Origin of the sequence: Micromonospora sp. DT81.3, assembly GCF_049847225.1 — a bacterium.
Lineage (GTDB): Bacteria > Actinomycetota > Actinomycetes > Actinomycetales > Microbacteriaceae > Microbacterium.
The window spans coordinates 13579-39382 of the sequence record NZ_JBNCNY010000010.1; the positions used below are offsets into that span (position 1 = coordinate 13579).

Below are 25804 nucleotides of genomic sequence, written 5' to 3' on the forward strand. Positions count from 1 at the left end.
AGCGCATTCCTCCATCGACATCGAACCCTGCCCCCGTCCTCTGAGCCTACGGTGGGGTGGAGCGAAGAGGCCAGACTTTCAGCGCGCGCAGCGGAAGCCGATGTGCGTCATGGCGGTGTCCTCGGCCTGGGCGCTGCGCGCAGCGGGGCGGTAGCGCAGGCAGTACTCAGGCGCGCAGAGGTGAGAGCCGCCCTTGAGCACCCGCCGCGGGATGCGAGAGCCCGGCTCTGCGCTCCGGGCCGCGAGGAGATTCGTCCGCGGGCCGGCGTCGACGCCCGAGACACCGGGCAGGGGATGCCGCGGCTCGTAGTAGTCGCTCGTCCACTCCCACGTGTTGCCGGTCATGTCCATCAGGCCGTATCCGTTCGCCGGGAAGGTGCCGACCGGAGATGTTCCCACCCAGCCCGCGGCACCGGTATTCCGGTAGGGGAATGCGCCTTGCCACGTGTTCGCCAGCACCTCGCCCGCCGGATTCTGCTCGTTGCCCCATGCGAACCGAGCGCCGGTGAGCCCGCCCCGCGCGCCCCACTCCCACTCGGCCTCGGTGGGGAGCCGCTTGCCGGCCCATTCGGCGTACGCGGTCGCATCCTCGAAGCTCACATGCACGACCGGATGCCGCGGCCGCTCGTCGATGGAGGAACCGGGCCCGAACGGCTCGCGCCAGCGGGCGCCGGGCTGCCAGCGCCACCACTGCCGCCAATCGCGCAGGTCCACGGGGCCGCCCGTCGGGGTGAACACCAGGGCGCCCGGCACCAGCTCTGCCGGATCGGCTCCGGGGAAGTCGGCGGGATCGAGGTCGCGCTCCGCGACCGTGACGTAGCCCGTCGCCTCGATGAAGGCGGCGAACTGCTGATTGGTGACCGGGTGCGCATCGAGCTCGAAAGGCTCGATGACCCGCTCGTGCACCGGTCCCTCGTCGGGGTAGAACTCGGCGGACCCCATACGCAGCGTGCCGCCCGGGATCGCGATCATCTCGGCCACCCCCCAACGCTAACCTGCGCCGGGAGAGGCGGCCGATAGTCTGGCCCCCGGAAAGGCCGCCATGCCACGAAACGATGAATCTCCGGCGCTGCTGTCACCGATGCTGCGCACGCTGCTCGGCCTCGCCGCCGCGGTGATCGCGCTCGCCGGCCTGTACTTCGCGCGCGAGCTCGTCGGCCCGCTCGTGCTCGGTGCGGTGCTCGTGATCATCTGCCAGCCCCTCCGCCGGCCCCTCGAGCGGCGCGGCTGGCCGCGCTGGCTCGCCACGACAGCGGTGATCGTCGTCGCCTACGTCATCCTTGCGATCCTCGCGTTCCTGCTCTTCTACGCCGGAAGGCAGTTCGTGCTGCTCATCGGCGACTATGCCGATGAGCTCGAGGCGACCGCCGACAACGTCGTCGCCTGGCTGCAGTCCGTGGGGCTCGACGAGCAGGCGGCGGATGCCGCGGCCGGCGTGCTCGACCCCTCCGCGCTGGTGGGGCTGGCCACGTCCCTCGGCGGCACGGCGCTCGGCATCCTCACCGCGTTCTTCTTCGTGCTCGCGTACGTCATCTTCATGGCGGCCGACGGCGCGCGCTACGAGAACGCGGCCCAGCGCTTCGGAGCGGCGCGGCGGGGAACGCTCGAGCGCATCGGGCGCTTCAACTCGGGGGTCCGCCGGTACTACGTCGTCAACGCGAGCTTCGGCGCCGTGGTCGCGATCGTCGACGGGCTCGCCCTGTGGGCCCTCGGCATCCCGGTTCCGGCCGTCTGGGCGATCCTCGCGTTCGTGACGAACTTCGTGCCCAACATCGGCTTCGTGCTGGGGCTCATCCCGCCCGCGCTGCTGGCGCTCGTGGTCGGGGGCTGGCCGCTGATGCTCATCGTGATCGCGATCTACTGCGTCGTGAACGTGACACTGCAGGTGCTCGTGCAGCCCAAGTTCGTCAGCGACGCGGTGAACCTCAGCCTGACGCTGAGCTTCTTCTCGGTGATCTTCTGGACGTTCATCATCGGCCCGCTCGGCGCGATCCTCTCCATCCCGCTCACGCTGCTGGTGCGCGCACTCGTGCTGGAGGGCGATCCGGACGCGCTGTGGCTGCGGTGGCTGTCGGGTGACACGGATGCCGCGCCTCGAGCGGCCGCGTCTCCCATGCCCGCCCCCGGCGGCGAGAGGCCCCCGCCGCCGCAGAAGCGGGGACGGGGGCCGGTCGGACGCTCGCGCTGACGCGCGACTCCTCGGGCTCGGCGGTCGCTCAGCCGAGCAGCTTGGCCTTCGCGGCGGCGAATTCCTCGTCACTCAGCACGCCCGCGTCCTTCAGTGCCGCGAGCTTCTGGATCTCCGCCACGATGTCGGTGCCACCCGCGGCCGCGGCCGGCGCGGCGGGTGCCGGCGGAGGCGGGGGAGCGTACTGCGGCTGCGCGTACTGCGCCGCTGCGGCCTGAGCGGCGGCGTCGATCTGCGCCTGCTGCTGCGCCGCCTCGTACTGCTCCTGCTCGTACTGGTCCTGCGCCTTGCCCTGCTGGCGGCGCTGCATGCCGCCGCTGACCGCGGTGGCGGTGCCGGCGACGACGGCGGTGCGGGCGGCGAGGCCGACGAGGCCCGGGCGTCCCATTCTGCGAAGGGGCATCTTCTTCTCCTAGTTCTCTTCTGCGGCGTCGATGACCGCGTTGACGATCGGTGCGGGAATGCGCTCGGTACGCAGCACGACGCCGCCGGACTCGGCGACCTTGCTCGCGAGTGCGCGGGCGTACAGCAGCTCCAGCGCCAGCAGCACTGCCGAAGCGCCGGGCGGGATGAGCTCGGCGAACTCCTCGATGTCCTCGCTGCCCGCGAGACCGAGCGCGACCAGCTCGAGGTTGCCGAGCCCGAAGTTCTCGGCCTCGTCCTCGATCTCGACGACCTCGAGGTCACCGTTCTCCGACTTGGAGATGATCACGAGGTCGAGCAGGCGCACCAGCCCGGCCTCGATGAGGTCGGCGAGGGCGCCGAACACGCCGGGGGAGGGCCGCTCCCCCTCGAACCCGACGAGATACAGCTCGACAGGACCGTACTTGAAATCAACCATTCCGTTTCCTTTCTTCTCCGGCGCCCGCGAACGCGGGCGCGGGGTGTCTAAAAGCTCGCGATCCCCTTGCCGATCAGCACGGCGCCGATCACCAGGAGCAGCACGGCCATGACGGTCGCGTTGTTCTGTACGAGCCAGGTCCGCAGCGACTCGAGGGGTCCGGCCATGCTCTTCGCGGCGACGAGGTAGGCGATCACGGGGATCGCCACGGAGCAGGCCGCGAGAAGGGTGAACACGAGGATCGCCACGACGGTCGCGCCCGCCTCCAGGCCCGCGCCACCGATGACGAGGCCCGCGCCGGCGCCCATCAGCAGGTTCTTGGGGTTGACGGCGGCGAGGAGGAAGCCGAGCCCGAATCCCTTTCCGGCCGTCATCGTGTCGATCGCCGACATCCATTTCGGCAGAGCGGCCTGCTCACCGGGGGCCGGGCGGGAGCGCCACTGCCGGAGGGCGAGGAAGAGCAGCCCCGCCCCCAGCAGCAGCTGGATGACGCCCTGGACAGGCTTGGCGGCATTGTCATCGTTCTCGGGAAGCACCGACGAGAGAAGCGTGAAGAGCGTCACGGCGACGACGATGCCGACCACCCAGCCGAGCAGGAAGCCGACGCTCGTGCCCTTCGCCTTGGGCGAGAGCAGCATCAGGATTGCCGCGATGATCGGGATCGGGCTGATCGCGACTCCGACGGCGAGGGGGAGGATGTCTCCGAGTACCTGGCCCATGATGTCCTGTCTAGTTGCTGCTGCGGGTGATGTGAGCGGCTTCCGTCGGCGCGCCCGGGGCCGGTACGTCCGGGTGCTCGGGGACAGCCGGGTGGCCGAAGAGGCGGTCGCGCAGCTTCTCACGCCATCCCATGGGCGGCGCGAGAGCGTCGGTCGCTGCCCGGTTCGTGGGGTACACGGTCTCTCCCTCAAGGATTCCGAACACCGTGAGGCGCTCGCGCGCGCCGGGGCGGACGCGGCTGAAGGACAACACCACGCCTTCGCCGCGCAGCCACCCCTTGAGCGCCGCGAACGATTCGGCCGCGGTGACATCGACATCGCTTACCGCCTCCATGTCGATGACCAGGTCGTGCACAGGCCCCTGATGCGACTGGCTCACCGCCTGCTTGACCGCCTGCGAGAAGACGTCGCCGTTGGCGAAGAACAGGGGTGCGGCGAGCCGGATCACCACGACGCCCGGCACCGTCACAGAGCCTGCGGGGCTCCCGTCGAGGAGGGAGTCGGTGGGCGAGTCGTTCGTCGCCAGCACGTCGATCGCGGGGTTGGCGGCGCGCTTGGCGAGGTTGATCAGCGCGAGCACGAAGGCGACGACGATGCCGGGGATCGAGCCGATGAACAGCGTGACCAGGAAGCACGTCGCCGCCACGAGGAACTCGAAGCGGTCCAGACGCCACAGCGAGCGGAACTCGCGGATGCCGAGGAGCGGCAGGATCGCGACGGCGACGATCGCGCCGATCGCCGGCGAGGGGATGTCGGCGAGGAGGGCGGTGCCGAAGAGCAGCAGCAGCAGGGTTCCCGCCGCGAGAATGAGCGAGGGCAGCTGCGTGCGCGACCCGGTCTGGTCCATCGCCGCCGTGCGCGACGTCGACGATCCCATGGCGAAGCTCCCGCTCGCGCCGGCGGCGATATTGCCGAGGCCGAAAGCGAACAGGTCGCGATTGGGGCTGGTCGGGTAGCGGTTCTTCTCGGCGTAGGAGCGTGCGACCAGGAGGCCTTCGGCCGTGGTCACCATCGTCAGCGCCATCGCGGACGGGACGAGCCAGAGCCATGCCGCCCACTCGAGGACCGGCCAGGTGAGGGCCGGCGGCCCGGCAGGTACCTCGCCGAGCACGGCGACCCCCGCATCGTCGAGGTCGGCGATCATCACGAGGATCGTCGCGAGGATGAGCACGACGAGGGCCCAGGGGACCGCCCCGAGGTAGCGCTTGCCGAGCAGCAGGATGGCGACGGAGAGGACGGAGATCGTCAGCGAGATCACATTCGTCGTCGGCAGCCCGAGCACGAGGTCGGTGAGCTTCTCGACGAACTCACCGCCCGAGTTGATCGAGATCCCGAGCATCTTGGCGATCTGGCTGATCAGGATGTCGAGGGCCAGCCCTCCGACGAAGCCGACGAGGATCGGCTTCGAGAGGAAGTTCGCGAGGAAGCCGAGTTTGAAGACCGCGAGCAGCAGGAACATCAGGCCGGACAGGATCGCCTGTGCGAGGGCGAGCGTCGCGTACTCCTGCGAACCCGCGACGGCGAGACCGCCGATCGACGACGCCACGAGGGCCGCGGCCGCGGCATCCGGAGACAGCACCAGCTGCCGGGAGGAGACCACCAGCGCGTATATCACGGTGGGCACCACCAGCGCGTAGAGCCCCGCGGTCGGCGGAAGCCCGGCGATCTGCGCGTAGCCGATGTTGAGCGGGATCGCGATCGCGAGCAGAGTCACACCCGCGACGGCTTCGCGAACGACGTTCTGTCGCGTGAGTCCGGCGAGCGGCTTCTGCATCAAGGCTCCGAAGGGCGAGGGCGCCGCGGAACGCGGCATCCCGAACCTATCGCCCGCACGGAGGGGCTGCCAGCGAATGACGCGGGATGGACCGACTTTCACATGGATCGGATGACGAGCATGCCCGGCCCACCGGAAGAGGGGCAATACCGTAGCCCTATGAGCCGACTCCCCGCGACGACGACTGCGAGCGCGACGCCTCCCGCCGACCGGCCGCCCAGGTACAGCGAGACGCACGAGCTCATCGCGGTCATCCTGCTGTCCCTCGTCGCGGTGCTGACGGCGTGGTGCGGCTTCGAGTCGAACAAGTGGGGAGGCGACTCCTCGGTCGCATTCAGCGAGGCATCCGCGGCGCGCATCGAAGCCGCCGACTACGACAGCCAGGCCCGAGACGCCCGCGGGTTCGACCTCGCCGTCTATTCGCAGTGGGTGCTCGCCGAGGCGAACGGAGACACCGAGCTGGCGGATTACATCGAGGCCCGGTTCTCGGAGCAGTTCGCCGCCGCCTTCGACGCATGGATGGCGGACGGCCAGCAGGAGCGGGGTCCGTTTCAGCGCCCCGAGTACGTGCCGCCCGGAACCGAGAAGGCGGCGGCGGCGAAGGAGCGCGCGGATGCCAAGCAGGCCGAGGCACTGGACTTCAACGAGAAGGGCGACAACTACTCGCTGATGACCGTGATGTTCGCCCTCGTGCTCTTCCTGGCGGCGATCGCGCAGCGAGGCATCTCGCCGCTTGCCACCCGAATCATCCTCGGCCTCGCCGGCGGCCTCGCGCTCGTCGGCCTGGTCGTGCTGCTGACGTTCCCCGTCCGCGTCTGACGGCGTGACCCGAGACGCTCTCGTCAGGGAACGACGATGTTGAAGGCCGGGTCGCCCTGGTCGAGCACACCCATCAGGGTGCTGAGCGCGGTGGCGTCGCCCGTGATGTCGAGCCCGGGGGAGCTGACGTCGCCGGCCATCACCGCGAGCAGGCGAGGCTTCGTCGTCGTGATGGTGGCCGTCGCGCCGGGGTCGATCTCGGCCTTGCGCTGGATGAGCACGCCGTTGCGGAGCGTCAGCCGGTAGGCGGCATCCAGATCGGTGAAGACGACGTTGATCGAGAGGTCGAGGTCCCACGCCTTGGGGCCGTTCACCGAGATCGCGAGCGCGTCGAAGAGCTGCTCCGGCGTGAGCTGCGCGACGATCGCCGGAGCAGAGGTGGCGGTGGGGGTTCCGAAGTTGCCGTCGCGCAGCTCGGTCGCCCCGGAGAGGAAGAAGTTGCGCCACGTGCCGTTCTCGGCCCCGTAGCCCAGCTGCTCGAGGGTGTCCGCCAGCAGTGCGCGGGTGGCGGCGTGGTGCTCCTCCGTGAAGATCGCGTGGTCGAGCAGTGTGGCCGCCCACCGGAAGTCACCGGCATCGAAGGCCGCCTGGGCGAGCTCCACGACGCGGTCGAGGCCGCCGAGTGCCTCGACGTAGCGCTTGGCCTGCTCGGCGGGCGGGTGCGGCCAGAGGCGGGTCGGGTTGCCGTCGAACCAGCCCATGTACCGCTGGTAGATCGCCTTGACGTTGTGGCTCACCGAGCCGTAGTAGCCGTGCGTGCTCCACGCGTTCTCGAGCGCAGGGGGCAGCTGGATGAGCTCGGCGATCTCCGCACCCTGGTAACCCTGGTTGATCAGGCGCAAGGTCTGGTCGTGCAGGTAGGCGTAGAGATCGCGCTGAATCGAGAGATACTGCACCACCCTCTCCCGGCTCCAGGTCGGCCAGTGGTGGGATGCGAACGCCACGTCGGTGCGGTCCCCGAACGTGTCGATCGCCTCCGTCAGATACTGCGACCAGACGTGGGGGTCTCGAACGAGCGCCCCGCGAAGTGTCAGCAGGTTGTGCAGGGTGTGGGTGGCGTTCTCCGCCATGCAGAGAGCGCGGTACTTCGGGAAGTAGAAGTGCATCTCCGACGGCGCCTCCGTACCCGGCGCCATCTGGAACTCGATCTCGACGCCGTCGACGACGTGCGTCTCGCCGGTGGTCGTGATCTCCAGGGTGGGGACGATCATGCCCACCTCCCCGCTGGAGGTCGTCTGGCCGAGACCGGCCCCGACCTGGCCCTGCGGCCCGCGGGCGAGCACGGCGCCGTACATGTAGCCGGCCCGCCGTGACATCGCGGTGCCGGCGTAGACGTTCTCGGCGACCGCGTGCTCGACGAAGCCCTCGGGGGCGATCACCTGCACGGCGCCCGACTGCACCTCGGCCTCGCTGGTGACGCCGAAGACGCCGCCGAAGTGGTCGACGTGGCTGTGCGAGAAGATCACCGCCACCACGGGGCGCTCGCCGCGGTGTTCGCGATACAGGGCGAGCGCAGCCGCGGCCGTCTCGGTGGAGATGAGCGGATCGATGACGATGACGCCGGTGTCGCCCTCGACGAAGGTGATGTTCGACAGATCGAACCCCCGGCCCTGGTAGATGCCCTCGACGACTTCGTAGAGCCCCTGCTTCGCAACGAGCTGCGACTGACGCCACAGGCTCGGGTGCACGGATGCCGGGGCGTCGCCGTGGAGGAAGGCGTAGCTGTCGTTGTCCCACACCACCTGGCCGTCGGGCCGCGTGATGACACCCGGCACGAGGGCCGCGACGAAGCCGCGGTCGGCGTCGTCGAAGTCGGAGGTGTCGGCGAACGGCAGCGAGGCGGAGAGCGCCCGGTGGGCCTCTTCGACGGCGGGCGTGACGGGCTTGTTCTGCATGGGGATCCGTTCCGAATGGCGGGGTGGTGCGGCGGAATGCCCGAGCTGCCGGCATCCGGAGGAGAAGTCAGAGGCCCGGGGTCGCCTTCAGCCTGCCAGAGTCGATGGCCGCGATGAAGGCCTGATAGTCGGCGTCGTTCTGCTCGGCGTAGGCCTCGGCGAAATCGGCGATGGATTCCTCGAAGGTCGTCGACTTGCCGAGGTACGCGGCGATCGCCACGCGGTCGCCGGAGCGGGCGTGTGCGCGCGCCAGGGTCTCGCCGCAGATGCGGGCGTACAGCAGCGCACCACGGGGCACCATCACCTCCGGATCGAGGGAGCCCTTCCAATCGTGCAGCTGTCGCACGTAGAAGTCCCGCGAGACACCGTCCTGCGGGGCCTGCACCCGCTGCCAGCCGAGGAAGATGTCACTCGAGGCCTGCATGATCCGCTGGCCGCGCACCACGCGCTCGCCGTGCTCCTCGTACTCGCTCGCACCGAGGAAGCGCTCGAGCACGGACTCCTGCGCTTCCTTGGCCTGCAGGAAGAGCGGGTCGGCGTCGTCACGGCCGGTGAGCAGGATGATCCAGGCACGGGTCCCCACGCTGCCGACCCCGACGACCTTTCGGGCCATGTGCACGTAGGTGTACTCGGGAAGCGGGTGTCGCCTCGAGGGAAGAGTGGTCTGGTATGACGCGAGGATCTCCCGCATCGCGGCCTCCGTCTGTTCGGTGCTCTGGCTGGAGCCGACGATGTCCTCCACCGGAACGATCATGGGCGGCTCGGAGACGATACGCAGGCGACCGCCCTCTTTCGTCACGAGCTTCTCGAAGGCGCGCATCCGGTCCTTCGTGAGCGCCTTGGCGACGATCGATTCGAAGCCCTTGAGCTGTCGCTTCTCGGCCGTGCCGGCCGCCTTCTCCTCCCGCAGCCACGACTGCACCTGCTCGGCATCGAGCTTGTCGTACCAGGCATCCAGCACCGACTCCCCTGCCGCCTTCAGGATCCGCTCCCGGTAGCCGCGGCCGGCCGCGAGGAGGATCTCGCGCCGTTCCTCGTCGGTGAAGCCGCGATGCCGGCCGGCGATCTCGAAGCTCGCGACGAGGCGCTTGACGTCCCATTCGAAGGGCCCGGGCAGCGTCTCGTCGAAGTCGTTGATGTCGAAGACCAGCCGGCGCTCCGGCGAGCCGAAGAGACCGAAGTTCGACAGATGGGCGTCACCGCAGAGCTGCACCGTGAGCCCCGTGCTCGGCGTGGTCGCGAGGTCCGCCGCCATCAGCAGCGCGGCGCCGCGATAGAACGTGAACGGGGAGACCATCATGCGTCCGTGCCGCACGGGGATCAGCTCCGGGACGCGCGAGGTGGCCTGCTCCTCGAGCAGCGACACCGGATCGGTGCGGTTCTCGCCCGGCAACCACTCGGCATGGCTCGACCGCGGGGTGTGCACCCGCACCGCCCTGCCGTACGCATGGCGGCCCGCGAAGTCCGAGGGCTGCGGCGGGATCGGATCCGTTGCGGTGGCGTGCTCGCTCATGACATCTCCTCACATCGACGTGTTCGGTCCCGCACGGCACCGAGGTGGCCACAGTCTGTCACCCGGCGGCTCGGCAGAATACTGTCAGTCCCACGACGCCTGCGCGTCACCGAGAAGGGATGAATCCATGTCGGATGCCGCTGCTCCCGTGCCCGCCGCCGCCCCGGCCAGACGACCGCTCAACTCTCCGCGAGCCGCCGCTCTCGCAGGTGTGCTGTTCGCGCTGCTCTTCACGACGTCGCTGGTGCTCATGCGCTCGACCCTGCCGGACCGGCTGACCGACGACTCGAGCTGGCTGGATGCCGGCGCCGCCGCGCGGCTGAACATCGGGCTCGCGCTCGTCCCCTTCGCCGGCATCGCGTTCCTGTGGTTCATGGGCGTGATCCGCGACCGGTTCAAGGAGACCGAGGATCAGCTCTTCTCGTCGGTGTTCATCGGCAGCGGTCTGCTGTTCCTGGCGATGGTGTTCATGACGGCGGCGCTCGCCGGCGGGATCGTCACCACCATTCCGCTGATCAGCGACGATGGCAGCCGCACGGAGGTGGCGACCTTCGGGCGGGCGGTCATGCTCCAGGTCAGCAACGTCTACGCCCTGCGGATGGCCGGCGTGCTGCTGATCTCCCTCGGAACGATGTGGCTGCGCACGGGGGTCATGCCCCGGTGGTTCGCGGTGATCACGTATCTCGTCGCCCTCGTGCTGCTGTTCGTCACGACGCTGAGCCTCTGGGCGACGCTGATCTTCCCCGTCTGGGTGCTCGCGGCCAGCATCCTCATTCTCGTTTCGAACTACCGTCGGGGAGCGGCGAGGGCCACTATGGGCTCATGACCTCGCCAGCAACAGCCGCATCCAAAGATGACGCCGAGGCCCTCAAGGCCCGGATCGCCGCCCTCGAAGCGGAGAACGAGCGGCTCGCATCGCTCGCCGAGACCGCTCCCATCGATCCGCTCGTCGCGGGCGCCGAGCCCGTGCCGAGGAAGCGGAACGGATGGCGCGCCTTCGTCTCCGCCCTCTGCATCGTGATCGCGTCGATCCTTGTGCCCGTGTCCGTCGTCGGTGCATGGGCGCGGGTGGAGCTGGTCGATCCCGACCAGTTCGTCTCGACCTTCGGGCCACTCGTGGATGACCCCGACGTGCAGGCGATGGTCATCGACCAGGTGACGACCGCCGTGAACGAGCAGGTCGACATCGCGACCATCACGAACGACCTCTTCGACGGCATCGCACAACTGGATCTGCCGCCGCGTGCGCTCGCGGCGATCGATCTGCTGCGCACCCCGGCGATCCAGGGCGTCGAGGGTCTCATCGATCAGACCGTCTCGCGGGTGGTGGAGTCGGCCCAGTTCGAGGACATCTGGGACAGCGCCCTGCGCGCGAGCCACCGAGGGCTGGTCGCCGCGGCGACCGGGGGCCAATCGGGCGCGGTCGTCATCGAGGACGACGGCACCGTCGGCATCCAACTCGGCCCCATCGTCGCCGAGGTGAAGCAGAGGCTGGTCGACCGCGGGGTCACCTTCGCCTCCGCCATCCCCGAGGTGAACCGCACCATCGTCGTGGCCCAGAGCGACTCCCTCGCGACCATCCGCGTGATCTACAACCTCGCCGTGACGGCGGGCTATTGGATCCCCGTGCTGATGCTCGCCCTGTTCATCGCCGGGATCGCCTTCGCGCGCCGGAAGACCACGGCCGTGCTCGGATCCGGCATCGGGCTGGCGCTGGGTGCGCTGATCCTCGTGATCGCGCTGAGCAGCGGCGTGACGGTGGTCGGGATCACCGCGGGCAATCTCGGGCTTCCCTCGGGTGCCCTCGTCTCGATCTACGAGCAGGTCGTCGGCGCCATGCGCCAGACCGCCGTCGTGCTCACGGTGCTCGGGATCGTGATCGCCGTCTTCGCGTGGACGCAGGGTCGCTGGGCGGGTTCCGTCGCCACGCGCCGCGCGGTCACGAGCCTCAACCACTCGATCCGGCGAGCCGTCTTCTCCCGGGGTGCGCACACGGGCGGCTTCGGCATCTGGATGGACCGCCAGCGCGTGCTCGTGCGCACCGTGATCGCGGTGCTCGCTGTCATCTGGCTGTGGCTGCTGCGTCCGCTCGGGGTGGGCGAGATCTTCACCGTCGTACTCGTCGCCCTCCTCGTCTGGTGGATCTGCGAGCTGGTGCGACGGCCGTCCGCCGAGGTTCTCGTCGTCGACGCAGAGGCGCTCGATCCGGACGTCTCAGTCGATGCCGAAGAGCTCGAGCGGGTGGGTCAGGCGCCACCAGGCGCTGGGACCCTCGATGTCGTCCGCGAGCACGACGGTCGTACTGTCTGAGTCGAGCGGCCCGCTCACCGAGAGCGTGCCGACCTCGTCGCCTTCGCCGCGAGCCTCGCCGAGGGAGAAGGAGGTCGTGGTCGAGCCGATCCCGCCGTTCCACAGCACGACCTCTGCATCGGCGGCGGTTCGGATGTCGACATCCGATCCCCACTCGGTCGTGACGGTGCCCACCACGGTTCCGCTCGCGACCGAGGGGAACGACTGCAGCGACGCCTCGAGCTCGGCGTAGAGGGCGCGGGACGCGGCCAGGCGCTCCTCATCGTCGGGCTGGCCGAGCACCGCGGCATAGAGGCGGACGGGCGTCTCGCCGATCATGATGTCCTTGGCCGAGAGCAAATTCCAGTCCTCGCGCAGCGACCCCGTCTTGATCCCCTTCACCCCGGCGTCGGTGAGCAGACCGTTGGTGTTCTCCACCAATCCCGCCCCCGGCAGGTCCACCGCGGTCTTCGCCACGATCTCCGCGATCACCGGGTTCGACATCGCCCGCTGTGCGAGCGGGAGAAGCGCCTCGGGCGACGCCGCATTGCGGGAGTCGATGCCCGTCGGGTCGGCGATCGTGATGCCGGGCACCCCGTGCAGGCGCAGCCAGTCGTTGGCCGCACGTGCGAAGACGGCGTCCGAGGGCCAGATGGCGGCGGCGAGGCGGTCGGCGTAGTTGTTGGCCGAGCCGATCAGCATTCCCTCCAGCAGCTGGTACTGGCTGAGCGTGCCGCCCACGGGCACCTCCAGCGCCGACTCGTCGTCGCTGCGGTACTGCCAGTACGCCGTCATGTCGCGGTCCGTGAAGCGGTACTCGGGGCCCTCTTCGCCGACGGCGAGGGGCATCTCATCCAGGACCAGCAGCGCCGTGACCACCTTCGTGATGCTGGCGATGGGCGTCGACTCCGCGGTCGACGCGAGGGGCGCGCCCATCCCGGCCACGCTGATCGCGGCGCCGCCCTCCACCGGCCACGGCGGCGCTGCCGCGGGTGCCGCGACGGCCTGCACCGTCAGAGCCTCCACGACCGGCGGGACGGCGTGGAGCGGCCAGAGCAGCGTGGCGGCGGCGTAGGCGCCGGCCAGAAGGCCGATCAGCGCCGCCGGCATGAGAACGCCAGGCCGCCACGGCGAGCGGTGCGGCGCGTCGGTCAGGAGGTCCGCCTGAGGGGCAGGAATGTACGGGGCGGTGCCGAGGCTGAAGCCGGAGGTGGTCGTCGTATGGGCGACATCGGTGCTGTCGACCCACTCCAGCGCGCGGGGGGTCGGTGCCGCCCGCAGGGCCGCGCGCGACGTGGAGCGCCCGGTGCGCTCGGGCGCGGCATGTGGAGCGGTCACGAGCCAAAGGTACAACGCTCGACGGGCGTATACTCGACGCGAACACACGGGAGTCCGGTGAGCCGGGCTGAGAGGAAGCGAACCACGCTTCGACCGTCGAACCTGATCTGGATCATGCCAGCGCAGGGAGGAGCCTTCATGCACACGTCCACGTTCCGTTCGCCGTCCCCGGTGAAGCCCCGAGGATTGGCCGCCGTCGTCTGGCGCTGGCGGGTCGTCGACATCGTCGTTGCCAGCGTGATCGGGGTCGCGTCATCCCTGATCTTCCTGCTGTGGAATGTCGGCTACGAACTGCCGTCCACGGTCCTCACCCCGCTCCTTCCCGGTCTGCAGGGGCTTCTCGCGGGCCCCTGGCTGTTCGCCGGCGTCCTCGGCGGGCTGATCATCCGCAAGCCGGGCGCGGCTGTGTACACCGAGCTGGTCGCCGCCGTCATCTCCGCGCTGATCGGCAACCAGTGGGGGCCGCTGACCATCGTGTCGGGTCTCGTGCAGGGGCTCGGCGCGGAGCTCGTCTTCTTCCTGTTCCTCTACGCGAGCTGGCGCCTTCCCGTCGCGATGCTGGCCGGTGCGGGCGCGGGCCTCGCGTGTGGGATCAACGACCGCATCCTCTGGTACCCGGGCGCCGATACCGCGTTCACCGTCATCTACATCGCCAGCACCACCGTGTCGGGTGCGGTGATCGCCGGGCTCGGCTCGTGGCTCATCGCCCGCGCACTCGCGGCCACCGGGGCGCTTTCCCGCTTCGCGTCGGGCCGCGAGGTGTCGCGGCGCGTCTGAGCTCCCGGATGGGAACGGTCCGCCCGGCGGCCGTCGCGGCGGAGGGGTGGGCATGGCGGCACGCGACCCGGCTGAAATGGGCGCTGTCGGATGTCTCCTTCCACGTCGACCCCGGAGAGCGCGTCCTGCTGCTCGGTGCCTCCGGATCGGGGAAGTCGACGCTGCTGCACGGGCTCGCCGGCGTGCTCGGCGGTGACGACGAGGGCGAGTCGCGCGGCGCGCTGCTCGTCGACGGGATGCCGGCGGCCGATGCCCGCGGGCGCGCCGCCCTCGTGCTGCAGGACCCCGACAGCCAGGCCATCCTCGCCCGCGTGGGCGACGACGTGGCGTTCGGCGCGGAGAACCTCGGGGTGCCGCGCGAGGAGATCTGGCGCCGCGTGCGGCACGCCCTCGAGGCGGTGGGGCTGGATGTCGCGCTCGACCGATCGACATCGGCGCTGTCCGGCGGGCAGAAGCAGCGGCTCGCGCTGGCCGGCGCCCTTGCGATGCAGTCCGGGGTGCTGCTGCTGGATGAGCCGACGGCGAACCTCGACCCGGACGGGGTGCGCGAGGTGCGCGACGCCGTCGCGCGGGTGCTCGATGCCACCGGGGCGACGCTGGTCGTCGTAGAGCACCGCCTCGCCGCCTGGCTGCCGATCATCGACCGCGTGCTCGTGCTGGGCGAGGGCGGAGTGGTCGCCGACGGATCGGTCGACGCCGTGCTCGGTGCGCACGGCCAGGAGCTCGCGGCGTCCGGCGTGTGGGTCCCCGGCATCCCGCCCGCCCACCCTCCGGCGCCGGGAACCGGCCCGGGCAGGACCCTGCTGCGGGCCGGCGGCCTCGCGGTCGCGAGGGTGCGGGACGCTCCCGTCGCCGCCGGCGTGGACGTCGATGTGCGCGGCGGCGAAGTGCTGGGGATCACCGGCCCGAACGGGGCGGGCAAGACGACGCTCGGACTCACGCTGGCGGGGCTGCTCCCGCCGCACGCGGGGCGCGTGCAGGCATCCGACGATCTCTCTCGTGGGATCAAGGGGGATCCGATCCGGTGGTCCTCCAGAGAGCTGCTCACGCGCATCGGCACGGTCATGCAGGACCCGGAGCACCAGCTGCTCACCACGACGGTGCGCGCGGAACTGGAGGTCGGACCGCGTGCGCTCGGGCTCGGAGACCGGGAGGTGGCGGCGCGCGTCGGCGATCTGCTCGAGCGCCTGCGGCTGGACGGTGTCGCCCAGGCGAACCCGTACACGCTTTCGGGCGGCGAGAAGCGGCGACTGACGGTGGCGGCGGCCCTCGCCACCCGCCCGGCGGTTCTCGTGCTCGACGAGCCGACTTTCGGACAGGATGCCCGCACGTGGGCGGAACTGGTGGCGATCATCGCCGGCCTCCGGGATGCCGGGACCGCCGTCGTCGCCGTGACCCACGACCTCGACGTGCTCGATGCGCTGCGGGCGCGCGAGGTGCGGATGGGGGCCGCGCTGTGAACGCGCCGACGGTGCGCCGCGGGCCGGTCGCGGGGGTGAACGCCGTGGCCAAACTCGGCGCGGCGCTGCTGATCGCGCTCCCGCTCGTGCTGACCATCGACTGGGTGTCGGCGGCCGTCGCGCTCGGGCTGGAGTCGGTGCTCTTCGCGTTCTGCGGTCTGACCTGGCGGGAATTCTGGCGGCGCACGTGGCCGGTGTGGCTGGCGGCTCCGCTGACGGCGGTCACGATCGCGCTCTACGGAGCCACGAGCGGCGAGGTGTACGCCCAGTGGTGGCTCGTGCGGATCAGCGAAGGGTCGCTGTCGCTCGCGCTGGCCACCTTCTTCCGCGTGCTGGCGATCGCCTTGCCGGCCGTTGTGCTCTTCGCGACCGTGGATGCGACCGACCTCGCCGACGGCCTGGCGCAGATCGTGCGCCTGCCCGCCCGCTTCGTGCTGGGCGCCCTCGCGGCGATGCGTCTCACGTCGCTGCTGCGGGACGACTGGGCCGCGATGGCGCTGGCGCGCCGCGCGCGCGGCGTGGGCGACTCGGGGCGCCTGCGGCGCTTCCTCGGCATGACGTTCGCCCTGTTCGTGCTGTCCATCCGCCGGGGCTCGAAGCTCGCGACGGCGATGGAGGCTCGGGGATTCGGCGGCCCGGGCGCGCGGACGTGGGCTCGGGAGTCGGCGTTCGGATGGCGCGAGTGGGTGCTCATGGCCGTCGGCCTGGCGATCTCCCTCACGGCGGTGGCGGCTGCGGTGCTCGCGGGCACGTGGAATCTGATCCTCGGCCCCTCCTGAGCGGATGGCGCTGGCACATCGTTTGCTCTCCGGTCCCTGAACGAGCGAGACGAAGGGCGCCGGGCGGCTCGTCGAAGGGCGCACCGGTGGTCACAACGGGACCGCCACGGGCTATCGGGGAACGCTGCGATCCGGGCCCTCAGCCGCGCAACGCCGCGTACTGCTCGCTCATCGCCGGGTAGTACGCATCCCACTCGACCGCGTCCACGTCTCGTCCCGAACGCATCGCGACGAGGCGGTCCAAGTAGTACTCCCAGCCAGGTCCCACCGACGCGAGGTCGACACCGGGGTCGAGCCGCTGCCCGAAGGTCAGCATCGTCTCGTCGCCCGCCTCGGAGAGCTCGAACCACAGGTGCCAGGCGCCCGCGGGCGACGACGTGTCGCCCGCGAAGCGCCGAGGCGGATCGCACTCGAGGATCGTGTACCGCTCGGCCTCGACATCCTGTCCCTCGGCGGTCATGAAGAAGTCGACGTGACCGGACGCCGGATCGCCCTCCCACCGGCCGATCCACCCTTCGAGGCGATCGGACGCGGTGAGGTCTCGCCACGCGTCTTGCGCCGACCCGGCCAGTCGCCGCGTGATCGTGAGGTGCGGCACATCGTCGATGTGCCGCACCGCTCCATGAATGGCCGGCGCCGTCATGCGGGCCCGCTCCTAGTGGGTGAAGGAGGACACGAGGCCCTCGGTCGGCATGGGGGACTCGAGACGGTCGAGGTAGTCGACCGCCTCTTTGATGTCGAGCACGAGGGACTCGGCGAGGTTGCGGCTCAGGCCGTTCCGCACGACGATGCGCTGCACCGTGAGGTCGGAGAGGTTGTCCGGCATCGGGTACGCGGGGATGAGCCAGCCCTTCAGCCGCAGGCGCTCAGAGAGGTGGTACAGGTTCCACTTGTCGGTGTGACCAGGTGTCAGCTGCCAGGCGAACACCGGAATGTCGCTTCCGTCGTTCCACAGGTCGAAGGCATCCATTTTGGCGATCTCGCCCGACAGGTAGAGTGCGACATCCTGCGATGCCTTCTGCACCTTGTAGTACCCGTCCCAGCCGAGGCGCAGGAACAGGTAGTACTGCAACAGCACTTGCGCGCCGGGGCGCGAGAAGTTCAGGGCGAACGAGGGCATGTGGCCGCCGAGGTAGGTGACGTCGAAGACGAGTTCCTCCGGCAGGTCGCCGATGGTGCGCCATACGACCCAGCCGAGTCCGGGGTAGACCAGCCCGTACTTATGGGCCGACGTGCTGATCGAGACGACGCGCTCGACTCGGAAGTCCCACTCGAGTTCGGGTTGCAGGAACGGCGCGATCATCCCGCCGGAGGCTCCGTCGACATGGATCTTGACGTCGAGACCGGTATCGTCCTGGATCTTGTCCAGTGCCGCCGCGATCTGCGCGATCGGCTCGTACATGCCGGTGTACGTGACACCCATGATCCCGACGACGCCGATGGTGTTCTCGTCGACGTACTTGTCGAGCTCGAACCCGTCGAGCACCCTGTGCTCGTCGGAGATCGGCACGTAGCGCGCCTCGACATCGAAGTAGTTGCAGAACTTCTCCCAGCAGACCTGCACCGCGCTGGAGAGGATGAGGTTCGGCTTCTCGGTCGATTCGCCGGCCGCTCTGCGGGCGAGCTGCCAACGGCGCTTGAGCGCGAGTCCGCCGAGCATGCAGGCCTCGGACGAGCCGATCGTCGACGTGCCGATCGCCTTATCCGACGAAGGCGCGTTCCACAGGCTCGCCAGCATCGTCCAGCAGCGGGTCTCGATGGCCGCGGTCTGCGGATACTCGTCCTTGTCGACCATGTTCTTGTCGGCCGTCTCGGAATACAGCTTGGTCGCGTACGGGTCCATCCAGGTGCCCACGAACGTGGCGAGGTTCAGGCGCGCATTGCCGTCGAGCATCGCCTCGTCGTGCACGATCTGATAGGCCGTCTCCGGCAAGGATTCGCCGTCCGGCATCCGGTCCAGCGGAAAGTCCGTTGCCTCACCCGCCCGCGCGAACATCGGATTGAGCTGGTTGGTGTCGCCGAGGCCGGTGAAGGCGTGTGTCGACTCGCCGGGCTTGATGGGCTCGGACGTGGGGGGAGAAACGGTCATTGCTACGGCTCCTGCCTGGTGGCGTGAATCAGCGCATTCGAAGCCGTGCGGCCTGGGATTCTCATCGCACGGCGAGCGGCCTGTTGCTCAGTGTGGGCCCTGCGGGGATATCGGTGCAAGGAAACACTTCGCTCCGGGATCCTGCCTACGCCCGCCGCCACCGGGCACGCATCACGCGATCCGCGTGATGCGGATCAGGTGGCGTTCCAGAGGTCGCGGTAGAAGGCCAGACGCTGCCGGTCGGGCTCCACGCCGTATGCCGCGATGAGCGCGTCCTGCCAGCCGGGACCGTAGTTCCATTCGGTGCTCATCGAGGCGACGGCGATATCGGCCCAGCGGTCGGCGACTCCCAACTGCCCCAGATCCACATGGGCGGTCCACCGCCCGTCGTCGCCGATCAGGGTGTTGGGCGAGCACGCGTCGGCGTGGCAGACGACGGCGCGTTCGATGGCGGGCGCGTCGGCGAAGCGGGCCGGCAGCTGGATGCCGCGTGCCGCGGCGTTCGCGATCCGGCTCGGCACATCCCACACGAAGGGGCATTCCCCCACCGGAAGTGCTTCATGCAACGCGCGAAGCCCTTCGCCGATCGCGCGCACGGCGGTCGCGGGATTCGCGAGCCAGCGCGGCGCCACCGCGCTCTCGCCGGGCAGCGCCTCGGTCACCAGCCACTCGGCATCGGCATCGGCGCCGTACTCGATCATCCGGGGCACCGGTGTGTACGCTGCCGCCCACGCAAGCCGCGTCGCCTCGTCGGCGAGCGATGTCTCGAGGTTGTGCGGGCACCATTTGATGTAGCGCGAGCCCGCGCGGAACGTCAGGCCGCCATAGTCGTTGCGCCACACCGGTGCGAGGCCGTCGCGGCCGGCGAGCGTCTGCACGACCGCCGGGGCGGCGACGGCTTCGGCGGGGATCGACACCCCTCCATCCTCGCGCGTAGCGTGGGGCCATGCTCGACTACGACCCGTACGCCCTGCTGAAGCCCCTGCCCTCGTTCGAGGTGACCAGCGCCGAGATCACTGACGAGGCGCCGATTCCCCGCAGCATGTACGCGCCGGACTGGGGCGGCGAGTCCCGGTCGCCCGCGCTGGAGTGGAGCGGGTTCCCGCCCGCGACGAAGAGCTTCGCGGTCACCTGCTTCGATCCCGACGCCCCGACCGGAACGGGCTTCTGGCATTGGGCGGTCTACAACATCCCGGCATCCGTCACGAGCCTGCCGGGCGACGCCGGCTCGGCGGACGGACGGCTGCTGCCCGAGGGTGCGATCACCCTGCCCAACGAATACCGGCAGACGCAGTTCGAGGGCGCAGGCCCGCCGGAGGGGACCGGCGTCCATCGGTACCTGTTTCTCGTGCACGCTGTGGACGTGCCGGAACTCGACCTGCCGGATCGCTGCACGCCGACCGTCCTCGCGTTCCATCTGCACTACCACTCGCTCGCGCGCGCACGCGTCGTTCCGGTCGGCACATACGAGCGGTCGTGATCCAGCGCGTCAACGTGGCACTGGGTTCCGCGTAGGCTGGCACTGGATCCCCGTTCGAAGGAGAACGCATGAACATCGAAGGCTCGAGCGCCCTCGTCACGGGCGGCGCCAGCGGGCTGGGACTGGCGACGGCGCGCCGCCTTGCGGCCGCTGGTGCCGCCGTCACCATCCTCGATCTGCCGTCCTCGCCGGGCGCCGAGGTCGCCGCGCAGTTCGGGGGCGCCTTTCTCGCCGCCGACGTCACGAGCGTCGACCAGGTGCGGGAGGCCGTGGCGGGCGCCGCCTCTGCCGGGCCGCTGCGCGTCGTGGTGAATTGCGCCGGCATCGCGCCGCCGGCCAAGGTGCTCGATCGTGACGGAAACCCCGGTTCGCTCGACGACTTTGAGCGCATCATCCGCATCAACCTGATCGGCACGTACAACGTGCTCTCGCAGGCATCCGCCGTGATGGCGAGGACCGAGCCGGGAACGGTGGACGGAGAGAGCGGAGACCGCGGCGTGATCGTCAACACCGCCAGCGTCGCCGCGTTCGACGGCCAGATCGGCCAGCCCGCGTACTCGGCGAGCAAGGGCGGCGTGCACGCCATGACCCTGCCGGTTGCGCGGGAGCTCGCGAGGTACGGCATCCGGGTGTGCACCATCGCCCCCGGAATCATGGAGACGCCGATGCTCAAGGGCCTCCCACAGGCTGCGCAGGATTCCCTCGGCGCGCAGGTTCCGCACCCCTCGCGCCTCGGGCGTCCGGATGAATATGCCGCGCTCGTTCTGCACATCGTGGAGAACGGCTACCTGAACGGCGAGACCATCCGGCTCGACGGTGCGATCCGCATGGCACCGAAATGATCCCGCGCGGCGGACGCATCAGAAAGGCACCCCATGAGTGAGCGCATCCTCTTCACGGTCGAAGGCGGCCTCGGCCGCATCACTCTCAACCGGCCCGATCGCATGAACGCCTTCGACGATCGGATGGCCCATGCGTGGGCCGAGATCACCGTCGAGGCGACGACCCGCGCCGACGTGCGCGCCATCCTCCTCGAGGCGGAGGGCCGCAACTTCTGCGCCGGCGGCGACGTGATGTCGATGGCGGCCGGTGCCACGGGCACCGACATCACCGAGCTCGCCGGAGTGATCAACTCCGGCATCCGCGCCCTCGCGGAATCGTCGTTGCCCGTCGCGGTCGCCGCACAGGGCACCACGGCCGGCGGCGGCCTCGGCATCCTGCTCACCGGCGACTACGCCGTGATCGGCGAGAACTCGCGCATCGGCAGCCTGTACGCGAACATCGGGCTGACCCCCGACCTCTCGGTGTCGGCGCAGCTCGCGAAGGCCGTCGGTGAGCGGCGCGCGCTGCAGCTTGTGCTGCGGGACCGGATGCTGAGCGCACAGGAGGCGCTCGAGTGGGGTCTCGTCGCCGAGGTCGTGGTTCCCGACGAGGTGCGGTCGCGGGCGGAGGAGGTCGCGCGGTTCTGGCTGGCCGGTGCCGCCCAGGCGTACGGCCAGGCGAAGCGCCTCGTGCGCGACTCGTCCGCCAGGTCTTTCGTCGACCAGCTCGCCGAGGAGGCGCGTTCCATCGGCGCCTCGCTCGACACCCCCGACGCCCAGGCGCGCGTCGCGGCCTTCGCCGCGGCATCCGCCCAGAAGCAGGACCGGAGAACCGCATGACCGATCAGCCCCTCGCCGGCAAGACCATCCTGATGTCCGGCGGAAGCCGCGGCATCGGCCTCGCCATCGCGCTGCGCGCGGCCGCCGACGGCGCCAACGTCGCCCTGCTCGCCAAGACGGACACCCCGCACCCGAAGCTCGAGGGCACGGTGCACTCCGCGGCGGAGCAGATCCGGGCGGCCGGCGGACAGGCGCTGCCGATCGTGGGCGACGTGCGCAACGACGACGACATCACCGAGGCCGTGCTGAAGACGCAGGGCGAGTTCGGCGGCATCGACATCGTGATCAACAACGCCAGCGTCATCGACCTGTCGCGCTCGCTCGACCTGCCGGCGAAGAAGTACGACCTCATGCAGGACGTGAACGTCCGAGGAACGTTCCTGCTCTCGCGCGCGGCGATCCCGATCCTGCGCGAGAGCGAGAACCCGCACATCCTGTCGCTGTCGCCGCCGCTGAACCTCGACCCCAAGTGGCTCGGTGCCCACACCGGCTACACCCTGGCGAAGTACGGGATGACGATGGTCACGCTCGGGCTCGCCGCCGAGTTCGCCGACGACGGGATCGCAGCGAATACGCTGTGGCCGCGTACGACCATCGCCACGGCTGCCGTGCAGAATCTGCTCGGCGGCGACAGGGTCATGGCGGCGAGCCGTACCCCCGAGATCTACGCCGATGCGGCCTACGAGGTGCTGGTCATGCCCGCGCGGGCATTCACCGGACAGACGCTCATCGTCGAGGACGTGCTGGCGGATGCCGGCATCACCGACCTCTCCGGCTACGCCGCCGTTCCCGGCACGCCGGAGGAGCGGATGTTCCCCGACATCTTCCTGTAGGAAGCCGCCGGAACGCGGATCAGTGCTTGGTGCCCGAGAGTGCGAGTACGCCGCCGAGCCCGATCATCAGCCCGCCACCCGTGGTCGACATGGCCGCGAGGCGCTTCGGCGATCGCCCGAACCAATCGCGGGCAGCGCTCGCCGCAAGCGCCCACACCGAGTCGCATACGAGGGCCAGCGCCACGAAGATCATCCCGAGCTCGAAGAGCTGCAGCGGCACCGCGCCGCTGTTCAGATCGACGAACTGGGGAAGGACCGCCACGAAGGAGGCGATCGTCTTGGGATTGGTGATTCCGACGACGAACCCCTCCGCGAGCTGGCGGCGCCGTGAGCGGGGTAGTGTTCCCGCCTCGACGCGTCGCGCCGCCTCGTTGCGGTGACGGATGGCCTGGATGCCCAGGTAGACGAGGTAGGCGGCGCCCGCGAACTTGAGGATGGTGAAGAGCAGAACGGACTGCGCGACGATCGCGCCAACGCCCAGGGACACCGCGACGACGATGGGGATGACCCCGAGCGCGTTGCCGAGCACGCTGAGCAGGCCGCCCACTCGCCCGAGCGCCAGCGTCCGGCCGATCGTGAACAGTACGCTCGGTCCGGGAATGACGATCAGGATGATCGCGGCCACGAGGAAGCCGAGCAGGTTGTCGAGAGGAACCACGCGCTCACCCTAGTCCTGCCGCACTCGGGCCCCGCGGTCTTCGCCCGGCCCGCGGTCTTCGCCCGCCCCGCGGTCTTCGCCGGTCGCACCGCCTTCAGCGCAGCCGTTTGCGGAGGAACACCTGCTCGATGCCGTCGTCCTCGGTCACGCGCTCCGTCTCGACGTACCCGTGCCGCTGGTACAGCCGCAGGTTGGCCTCGCTGAGGGAGCCCGTGAACAGCTCCGCCTCCGCGGCATCCGAACGCTCCTCCACCGCCGCCAGCAGCTTCGAGCCGATCCCGCGCCCCTGCATGTCGGGCGCGATGGCCAGCCGTCCGATCAGCAGCAGGTCGCCGTCCCGCTGGGCTCGTACCGCGCCGACCATCCGTGGCCCCAGAAAGGCGACGCAGCCGAGATTCGACACGAGTTCGGCCTCGAGTTCTTCACGCGTCTGCGTCAGTGGCGGCATGTCGACGCTGCGATAGATCAGTGCCTCCGAGACGAAGGCCGCCCGCTGCAGGGTGAGCACCTCGCCCGCGTCGCGCGGTTCGATGGGGCGGATGGAGAGGGCATCCTCGTTCACTCCTCCACCGTACGCCGGGGGGTACCGACGCCCCGGCAGCGTCGGCGGCATGGCAAGACTCGGAGATCGCCGCGCACGCGCTCCCGATGGCTGACAGAATCTGAGGCATGCCCACCTGGCTCGTCTTCACGCTGGTCGCGCTCGCATTCGCCGCCGTTGCCACCTGGGTGTCGCGACGCCTGCTGGACACCCAGGTCGGGTGGGTGCGGTCGGTGATCATCTCGGTGGCCGTCTTCCTGCTGAGCACCCCCCTGGTGATCTACATGCTGGAGCAGACGCACGTCTATGCGGACGGCGAGTTCCTGGTCGGCTGGCCGGTCGTCGTGACGTTCGTCGCGTTGATCGTGGGATGGGTGTTCGCCGTCGTGGTGGTCGTCATCGTCATCAGCGAGTTCCTGATCCCCACCCGACCGCTGCGCAATCCGGTCGTCGTGATCCGCCAGGCGATCAAGCGGCGCGACCGCGCGAGGCGCTACGCGCAGATCGTCGTGATCGCCTCCCGGCATGGGCTGGGTCTGTACCAGAACCGCGCGCGAGGCTACAGCGAGGAGCTTCCGGAGGCGCTCGTCTCCGCATTGAACGAGGCCGGAGTGACCTTCGTGAAGCTCGGCCAGGTGCTCTCCTCTCGCGAGGACGTGCTGCCGCCCGAGTTCATCAGGGCCCTTTCGACGCTGCAGATGGACTCGACACCGATCCCCTGGGCGGAGGCCGAGGCGGCCATCCGCGCAGAGCTGAAGCGTCCCTTGGACGAGGTGTTCCTCTCGGTCGATGAGGTCCCCCTCGCGGCGGCATCCGTAGCGCAGGTGCACACCGCGAAGCTGCGGGATGGCGCGCGGGTCGTCATCAAGATCCAGCGTCCGCGTGCACGAGCGCAGGTGACGACCGACCTGGACATCCTCGAGCGGCTCGCGGCGGACGCCGAGCGCCGAACGGAGTGGGCGCGCGACCTCGGGGCGCGCGCGCTCGCGGGAGAATTCGCGCGTGCCCTGCGCGACGAACTGGATTACCGCGTGGAGGCCACCAACACCGAGATGCTCCGGGAGGCGATCGCCCAGTCGCGGTCCGCGGCGCTGAATATCCCGAAGGTGTACCACGACCTCTCCACCGCCCGGATGCTGGTGCTCGAGCGGGCGGATGGCATCCCGTTCAGCCGGCTGACGCCGAAGACCCTCGAGCCGGAGGCCGCCCACGCGGTCGTCGATCTCGTCGTCGACTCGGTGTTCGAGCAGATCGCGGTGCGCGGCGTCTTCCACGCGGACCTGCACGCAGGCAACGTGGTCCTCGCAGGCAACCGGACGGTCACACTGATCGACTTCGGCGCGGTCGGCGTGCTCGAGCGGAGCGTGCGCAGGCTCCTCGCGCCGCTGCTGGTGGCGATCGCGAACGAGGACGACGTGTCGGCCACGGACATCGTGCTGCTGCTCTGTGCGCCGATGTCGGGCGGAAGCGTGGAGCAGACCGCCCTCCAGCACGACATCGGCGCGATCCTCACCCGGGTGACGCACGCGCCAGGGGGAGAGAACGTCTTCAGTGCGCTGATCGAGGTGCTTCGCAAGTATCGGCTGGCGATGCCGCCGTCGCTGCTCCTCGTCTTCCGCACGCTGACCTCGCTGGAAGGCACGTTGCGCAGGCTCGTGCCCGGCTACGACATGGTGGGCCGCGGGTTGGCGCGGGCTCCTCAGATCGCGTTTCAGCTCTCCTCTCCGCGAAGAGTCGCGCTGGACCTGCAGGCCCAGTCGGCGATCGTCGCCGAACAATTGCGGCGGCTCCCGCGCCGCATCGAGGGGATTACGTCAGCACTGCAGGACGGCACCTTCTCGGTGCGCATACGAGCGCTGGAGAGCGTGGATGACCGTCGGTGGGTCGACTCCATCGTCGGAGAGGTCACGGCAACCCTCGTCGGCATCGCGCTCGTGGCCACCGGGTTCTTCCTCGCCGTCTCCGACGTCGGGCCCGCTCTCACAGACGACGTGCGGGCGTTCTCCTTCCTGGGCAGCGTGCTCGGCCTCGGCGGCATGCTCCTCCTGCTGCGAAGCCTCAGTGGAGCCTTCCGGCGGCGCAGCGCCGACGGGTGACGACGCAGGCCCCGGCCTCGGGCTGCTCGAGCGTCTGCGACCGAGTGCAGCCCG

General features: G+C 69.8%; 25 protein-coding genes and 1 riboswitch. Of the genes, 12 read left to right on the forward strand and 13 right to left on the reverse strand.

Annotated elements, in window-relative coordinates; genetic code table 11:
• Positions 1-78: 78 nt before the first annotated feature.
• Positions 79-972: a formylglycine-generating enzyme family protein gene (locus ACPW96_RS18755; protein ID WP_425885066.1), complete on the reverse strand. Its 894-nt coding sequence runs from the start codon at positions 970-972 to the stop codon at positions 79-81.
• Between the two features lie 70 nt (positions 973-1042).
• On the opposite strand from ACPW96_RS18755, the gene ACPW96_RS18760 reads away from it, so the two are divergent.
• Positions 1043-2188: an AI-2E family transporter gene (locus tag ACPW96_RS18760; RefSeq protein ID WP_425884893.1), complete on the forward strand. Its 1146-nt coding sequence runs from the start codon at positions 1043-1045 to the stop codon at positions 2186-2188.
• A 28-nt stretch (positions 2189-2216) separates the two neighbouring features.
• On the opposite strand, the gene ACPW96_RS18765 is transcribed toward ACPW96_RS18760, so the two are convergent.
• Genes ACPW96_RS18765 through ACPW96_RS18780 form a run of 4 tightly spaced genes read right to left on the reverse strand, consistent with a single transcriptional unit; the run spans position 2217 to position 5522 of the window.
• Positions 2217-2591, reverse strand: a complete 375-nt coding sequence (locus ACPW96_RS18765; protein WP_425821151.1) for an SHOCT domain-containing protein — start codon at positions 2589-2591, stop codon at positions 2217-2219.
• Positions 2592-2600: 9 nt separating this feature from the next.
• Positions 2601-3029, reverse strand: a complete 429-nt coding sequence (locus ACPW96_RS18770; protein ID WP_425821150.1) for a DUF6325 family protein — start codon at positions 3027-3029, stop codon at positions 2601-2603.
• A 47-nt stretch (positions 3030-3076) separates the two neighbouring features.
• Positions 3077-3748: a GAP family protein gene (locus ACPW96_RS18775; protein ID WP_425821149.1), complete on the reverse strand. Its 672-nt coding sequence runs from the start codon at positions 3746-3748 to the stop codon at positions 3077-3079.
• Positions 3749-3758: 10 nt separating this feature from the next.
• The gene (locus tag ACPW96_RS18780) at positions 3759-5522 is read right to left on the reverse strand and encodes a SulP family inorganic anion transporter (protein ID WP_425884895.1); all 1764 of its coding nucleotides are present in this window, start codon (positions 5520-5522) and stop codon (positions 3759-3761) included.
• Between the two features lie 159 nt (positions 5523-5681).
• Between ACPW96_RS18780 and ACPW96_RS18785 the strand changes: the two genes are divergently transcribed.
• On the forward strand, positions 5682-6341 hold the full coding sequence (locus ACPW96_RS18785; protein WP_425884896.1) for a hypothetical protein: 660 nt from the start codon (positions 5682-5684) through the stop codon (positions 6339-6341).
• 23 nt (positions 6342-6364) lie between these two features.
• Here the strand turns inward: ACPW96_RS18785 and ACPW96_RS18790 are convergent, their stop codons facing one another.
• Together ACPW96_RS18790 and ACPW96_RS18795 are read right to left on the reverse strand one after the other, a co-directional pair.
• A complete protein-coding gene (locus tag ACPW96_RS18790) occupies positions 6365-8236 on the reverse strand; it encodes an alkyl/aryl-sulfatase (RefSeq protein ID WP_425884898.1) in 1872 nt (623 codons plus the stop codon).
• A 67-nt stretch (positions 8237-8303) separates the two neighbouring features.
• A complete protein-coding gene (locus ACPW96_RS18795; RefSeq protein ID WP_425821145.1) occupies positions 8304-9749 on the reverse strand; it encodes a DUF2252 domain-containing protein in 1446 nt (481 codons plus the stop codon).
• 127 nt (positions 9750-9876) lie between these two features.
• Between ACPW96_RS18795 and ACPW96_RS18800 the strand changes: the two genes are divergently transcribed.
• Entirely contained in the window at positions 9877-10575 is a 699-nt protein-coding gene (locus tag ACPW96_RS18800) for a hypothetical protein (RefSeq protein ID WP_425884899.1), read from the forward strand.
• Positions 10572-12059 (forward strand): hypothetical protein, encoded by a 1488-nt coding sequence (locus tag ACPW96_RS18805; RefSeq protein WP_425884900.1) that lies wholly within the window; start codon positions 10572-10574, stop codon positions 12057-12059. Before ACPW96_RS18800 ends, ACPW96_RS18805 begins: the two co-directional genes overlap by 4 nt.
• Here ACPW96_RS18805 and ACPW96_RS18810 read toward each other — a convergent pair.
• Entirely contained in the window at positions 11964-13376 is a 1413-nt protein-coding gene (locus ACPW96_RS18810) for a D-alanyl-D-alanine carboxypeptidase family protein (protein WP_425884902.1), read from the reverse strand. The two genes, ACPW96_RS18805 and ACPW96_RS18810, sit on opposite strands and share 96 nt — an antisense overlap.
• 36 nt (positions 13377-13412) lie before the next feature.
• Positions 13413-13523: riboswitch (TPP riboswitch) on the forward strand.
• On the opposite strand from ACPW96_RS18810, the gene ACPW96_RS18815 reads away from it, so the two are divergent.
• The 3 genes from ACPW96_RS18815 to ACPW96_RS18825 all read left to right on the forward strand — a co-directional run bounded on the left by ACPW96_RS18815 (position 13515) and on the right by ACPW96_RS18825 (position 16392).
• The gene (locus ACPW96_RS18815) at positions 13515-14153 is read left to right on the forward strand and encodes an ECF transporter S component (protein ID WP_425821141.1); all 639 of its coding nucleotides are present in this window, start codon (positions 13515-13517) and stop codon (positions 14151-14153) included. It overlaps the preceding riboswitch by 9 nt.
• A gap of 8 nt (positions 14154-14161) precedes the next feature.
• Entirely contained in the window at positions 14162-15613 is a 1452-nt protein-coding gene (locus tag ACPW96_RS18820; protein ID WP_425884903.1) for an ABC transporter ATP-binding protein, read from the forward strand.
• Entirely contained in the window at positions 15610-16392 is a 783-nt protein-coding gene (locus ACPW96_RS18825) for an energy-coupling factor transporter transmembrane component T family protein (protein ID WP_425821139.1), read from the forward strand. Before ACPW96_RS18820 ends, ACPW96_RS18825 begins: the two co-directional genes overlap by 4 nt.
• A gap of 139 nt (positions 16393-16531) precedes the next feature.
• Here the strand turns inward: ACPW96_RS18825 and ACPW96_RS18830 are convergent, their stop codons facing one another.
• The 3 genes from ACPW96_RS18830 to ACPW96_RS18840 form a co-directional block, all read right to left on the reverse strand.
• Positions 16532-17035 carry an SRPBCC domain-containing protein gene (locus ACPW96_RS18830; RefSeq protein ID WP_425821138.1) on the reverse strand — a complete coding sequence of 168 codons (504 nt, stop codon included), beginning with the start codon at positions 17033-17035 and terminating at the stop codon, positions 16532-16534.
• Between the two features lie 12 nt (positions 17036-17047).
• The gene (locus ACPW96_RS18835) at positions 17048-18388 is read right to left on the reverse strand and encodes a glutamate decarboxylase (RefSeq protein WP_425885067.1); all 1341 of its coding nucleotides are present in this window, start codon (positions 18386-18388) and stop codon (positions 17048-17050) included.
• Positions 18389-18675: 287 nt separating this feature from the next.
• Complete coding sequence (locus ACPW96_RS18840; protein WP_425884905.1) at positions 18676-19398, reverse strand: phosphotransferase; 723 nt, start codon at positions 19396-19398, stop codon at positions 18676-18678.
• 29 nt (positions 19399-19427) lie between these two features.
• On the opposite strand from ACPW96_RS18840, the gene ACPW96_RS18845 reads away from it, so the two are divergent.
• From ACPW96_RS18845 to ACPW96_RS18860, 4 genes are all read left to right on the forward strand, one after another.
• A complete protein-coding gene (locus ACPW96_RS18845; protein WP_425884906.1) occupies positions 19428-19961 on the forward strand; it encodes a YbhB/YbcL family Raf kinase inhibitor-like protein in 534 nt (177 codons plus the stop codon).
• A gap of 68 nt (positions 19962-20029) precedes the next feature.
• A complete protein-coding gene (locus ACPW96_RS18850) occupies positions 20030-20803 on the forward strand; it encodes an SDR family NAD(P)-dependent oxidoreductase (protein WP_425884907.1) in 774 nt (257 codons plus the stop codon).
• Between the two features lie 33 nt (positions 20804-20836).
• Positions 20837-21622, forward strand: coding sequence for an enoyl-CoA hydratase/isomerase family protein (locus tag ACPW96_RS18855; RefSeq protein WP_425884909.1), 786 nt, complete (start codon positions 20837-20839; stop codon positions 21620-21622).
• Positions 21619-22455: an SDR family oxidoreductase gene (locus ACPW96_RS18860; protein ID WP_425884911.1), complete on the forward strand. Its 837-nt coding sequence runs from the start codon at positions 21619-21621 to the stop codon at positions 22453-22455. The genes ACPW96_RS18855 and ACPW96_RS18860 overlap by 4 nt, the downstream gene beginning before the upstream one ends.
• 19 nt (positions 22456-22474) lie before the next feature.
• Here the strand turns inward: ACPW96_RS18860 and ACPW96_RS18865 are convergent, their stop codons facing one another.
• Positions 22475-23113 carry a LysE family translocator gene (locus ACPW96_RS18865; protein WP_425884912.1) on the reverse strand — a complete coding sequence of 213 codons (639 nt, stop codon included), beginning with the start codon at positions 23111-23113 and terminating at the stop codon, positions 22475-22477.
• Positions 23114-23207: 94 nt separating this feature from the next.
• Complete coding sequence (locus ACPW96_RS18870) at positions 23208-23675, reverse strand: GNAT family N-acetyltransferase (protein ID WP_425884914.1); 468 nt, start codon at positions 23673-23675, stop codon at positions 23208-23210.
• A 107-nt stretch (positions 23676-23782) separates the two neighbouring features.
• On the opposite strand from ACPW96_RS18870, the gene ACPW96_RS18875 reads away from it, so the two are divergent.
• Positions 23783-25750 carry an ABC1 kinase family protein gene (locus tag ACPW96_RS18875; protein WP_425884916.1) on the forward strand — a complete coding sequence of 656 codons (1968 nt, stop codon included), beginning with the start codon at positions 23783-23785 and terminating at the stop codon, positions 25748-25750.
• The last annotated feature ends 54 nt before the right edge of the window (positions 25751-25804 follow it).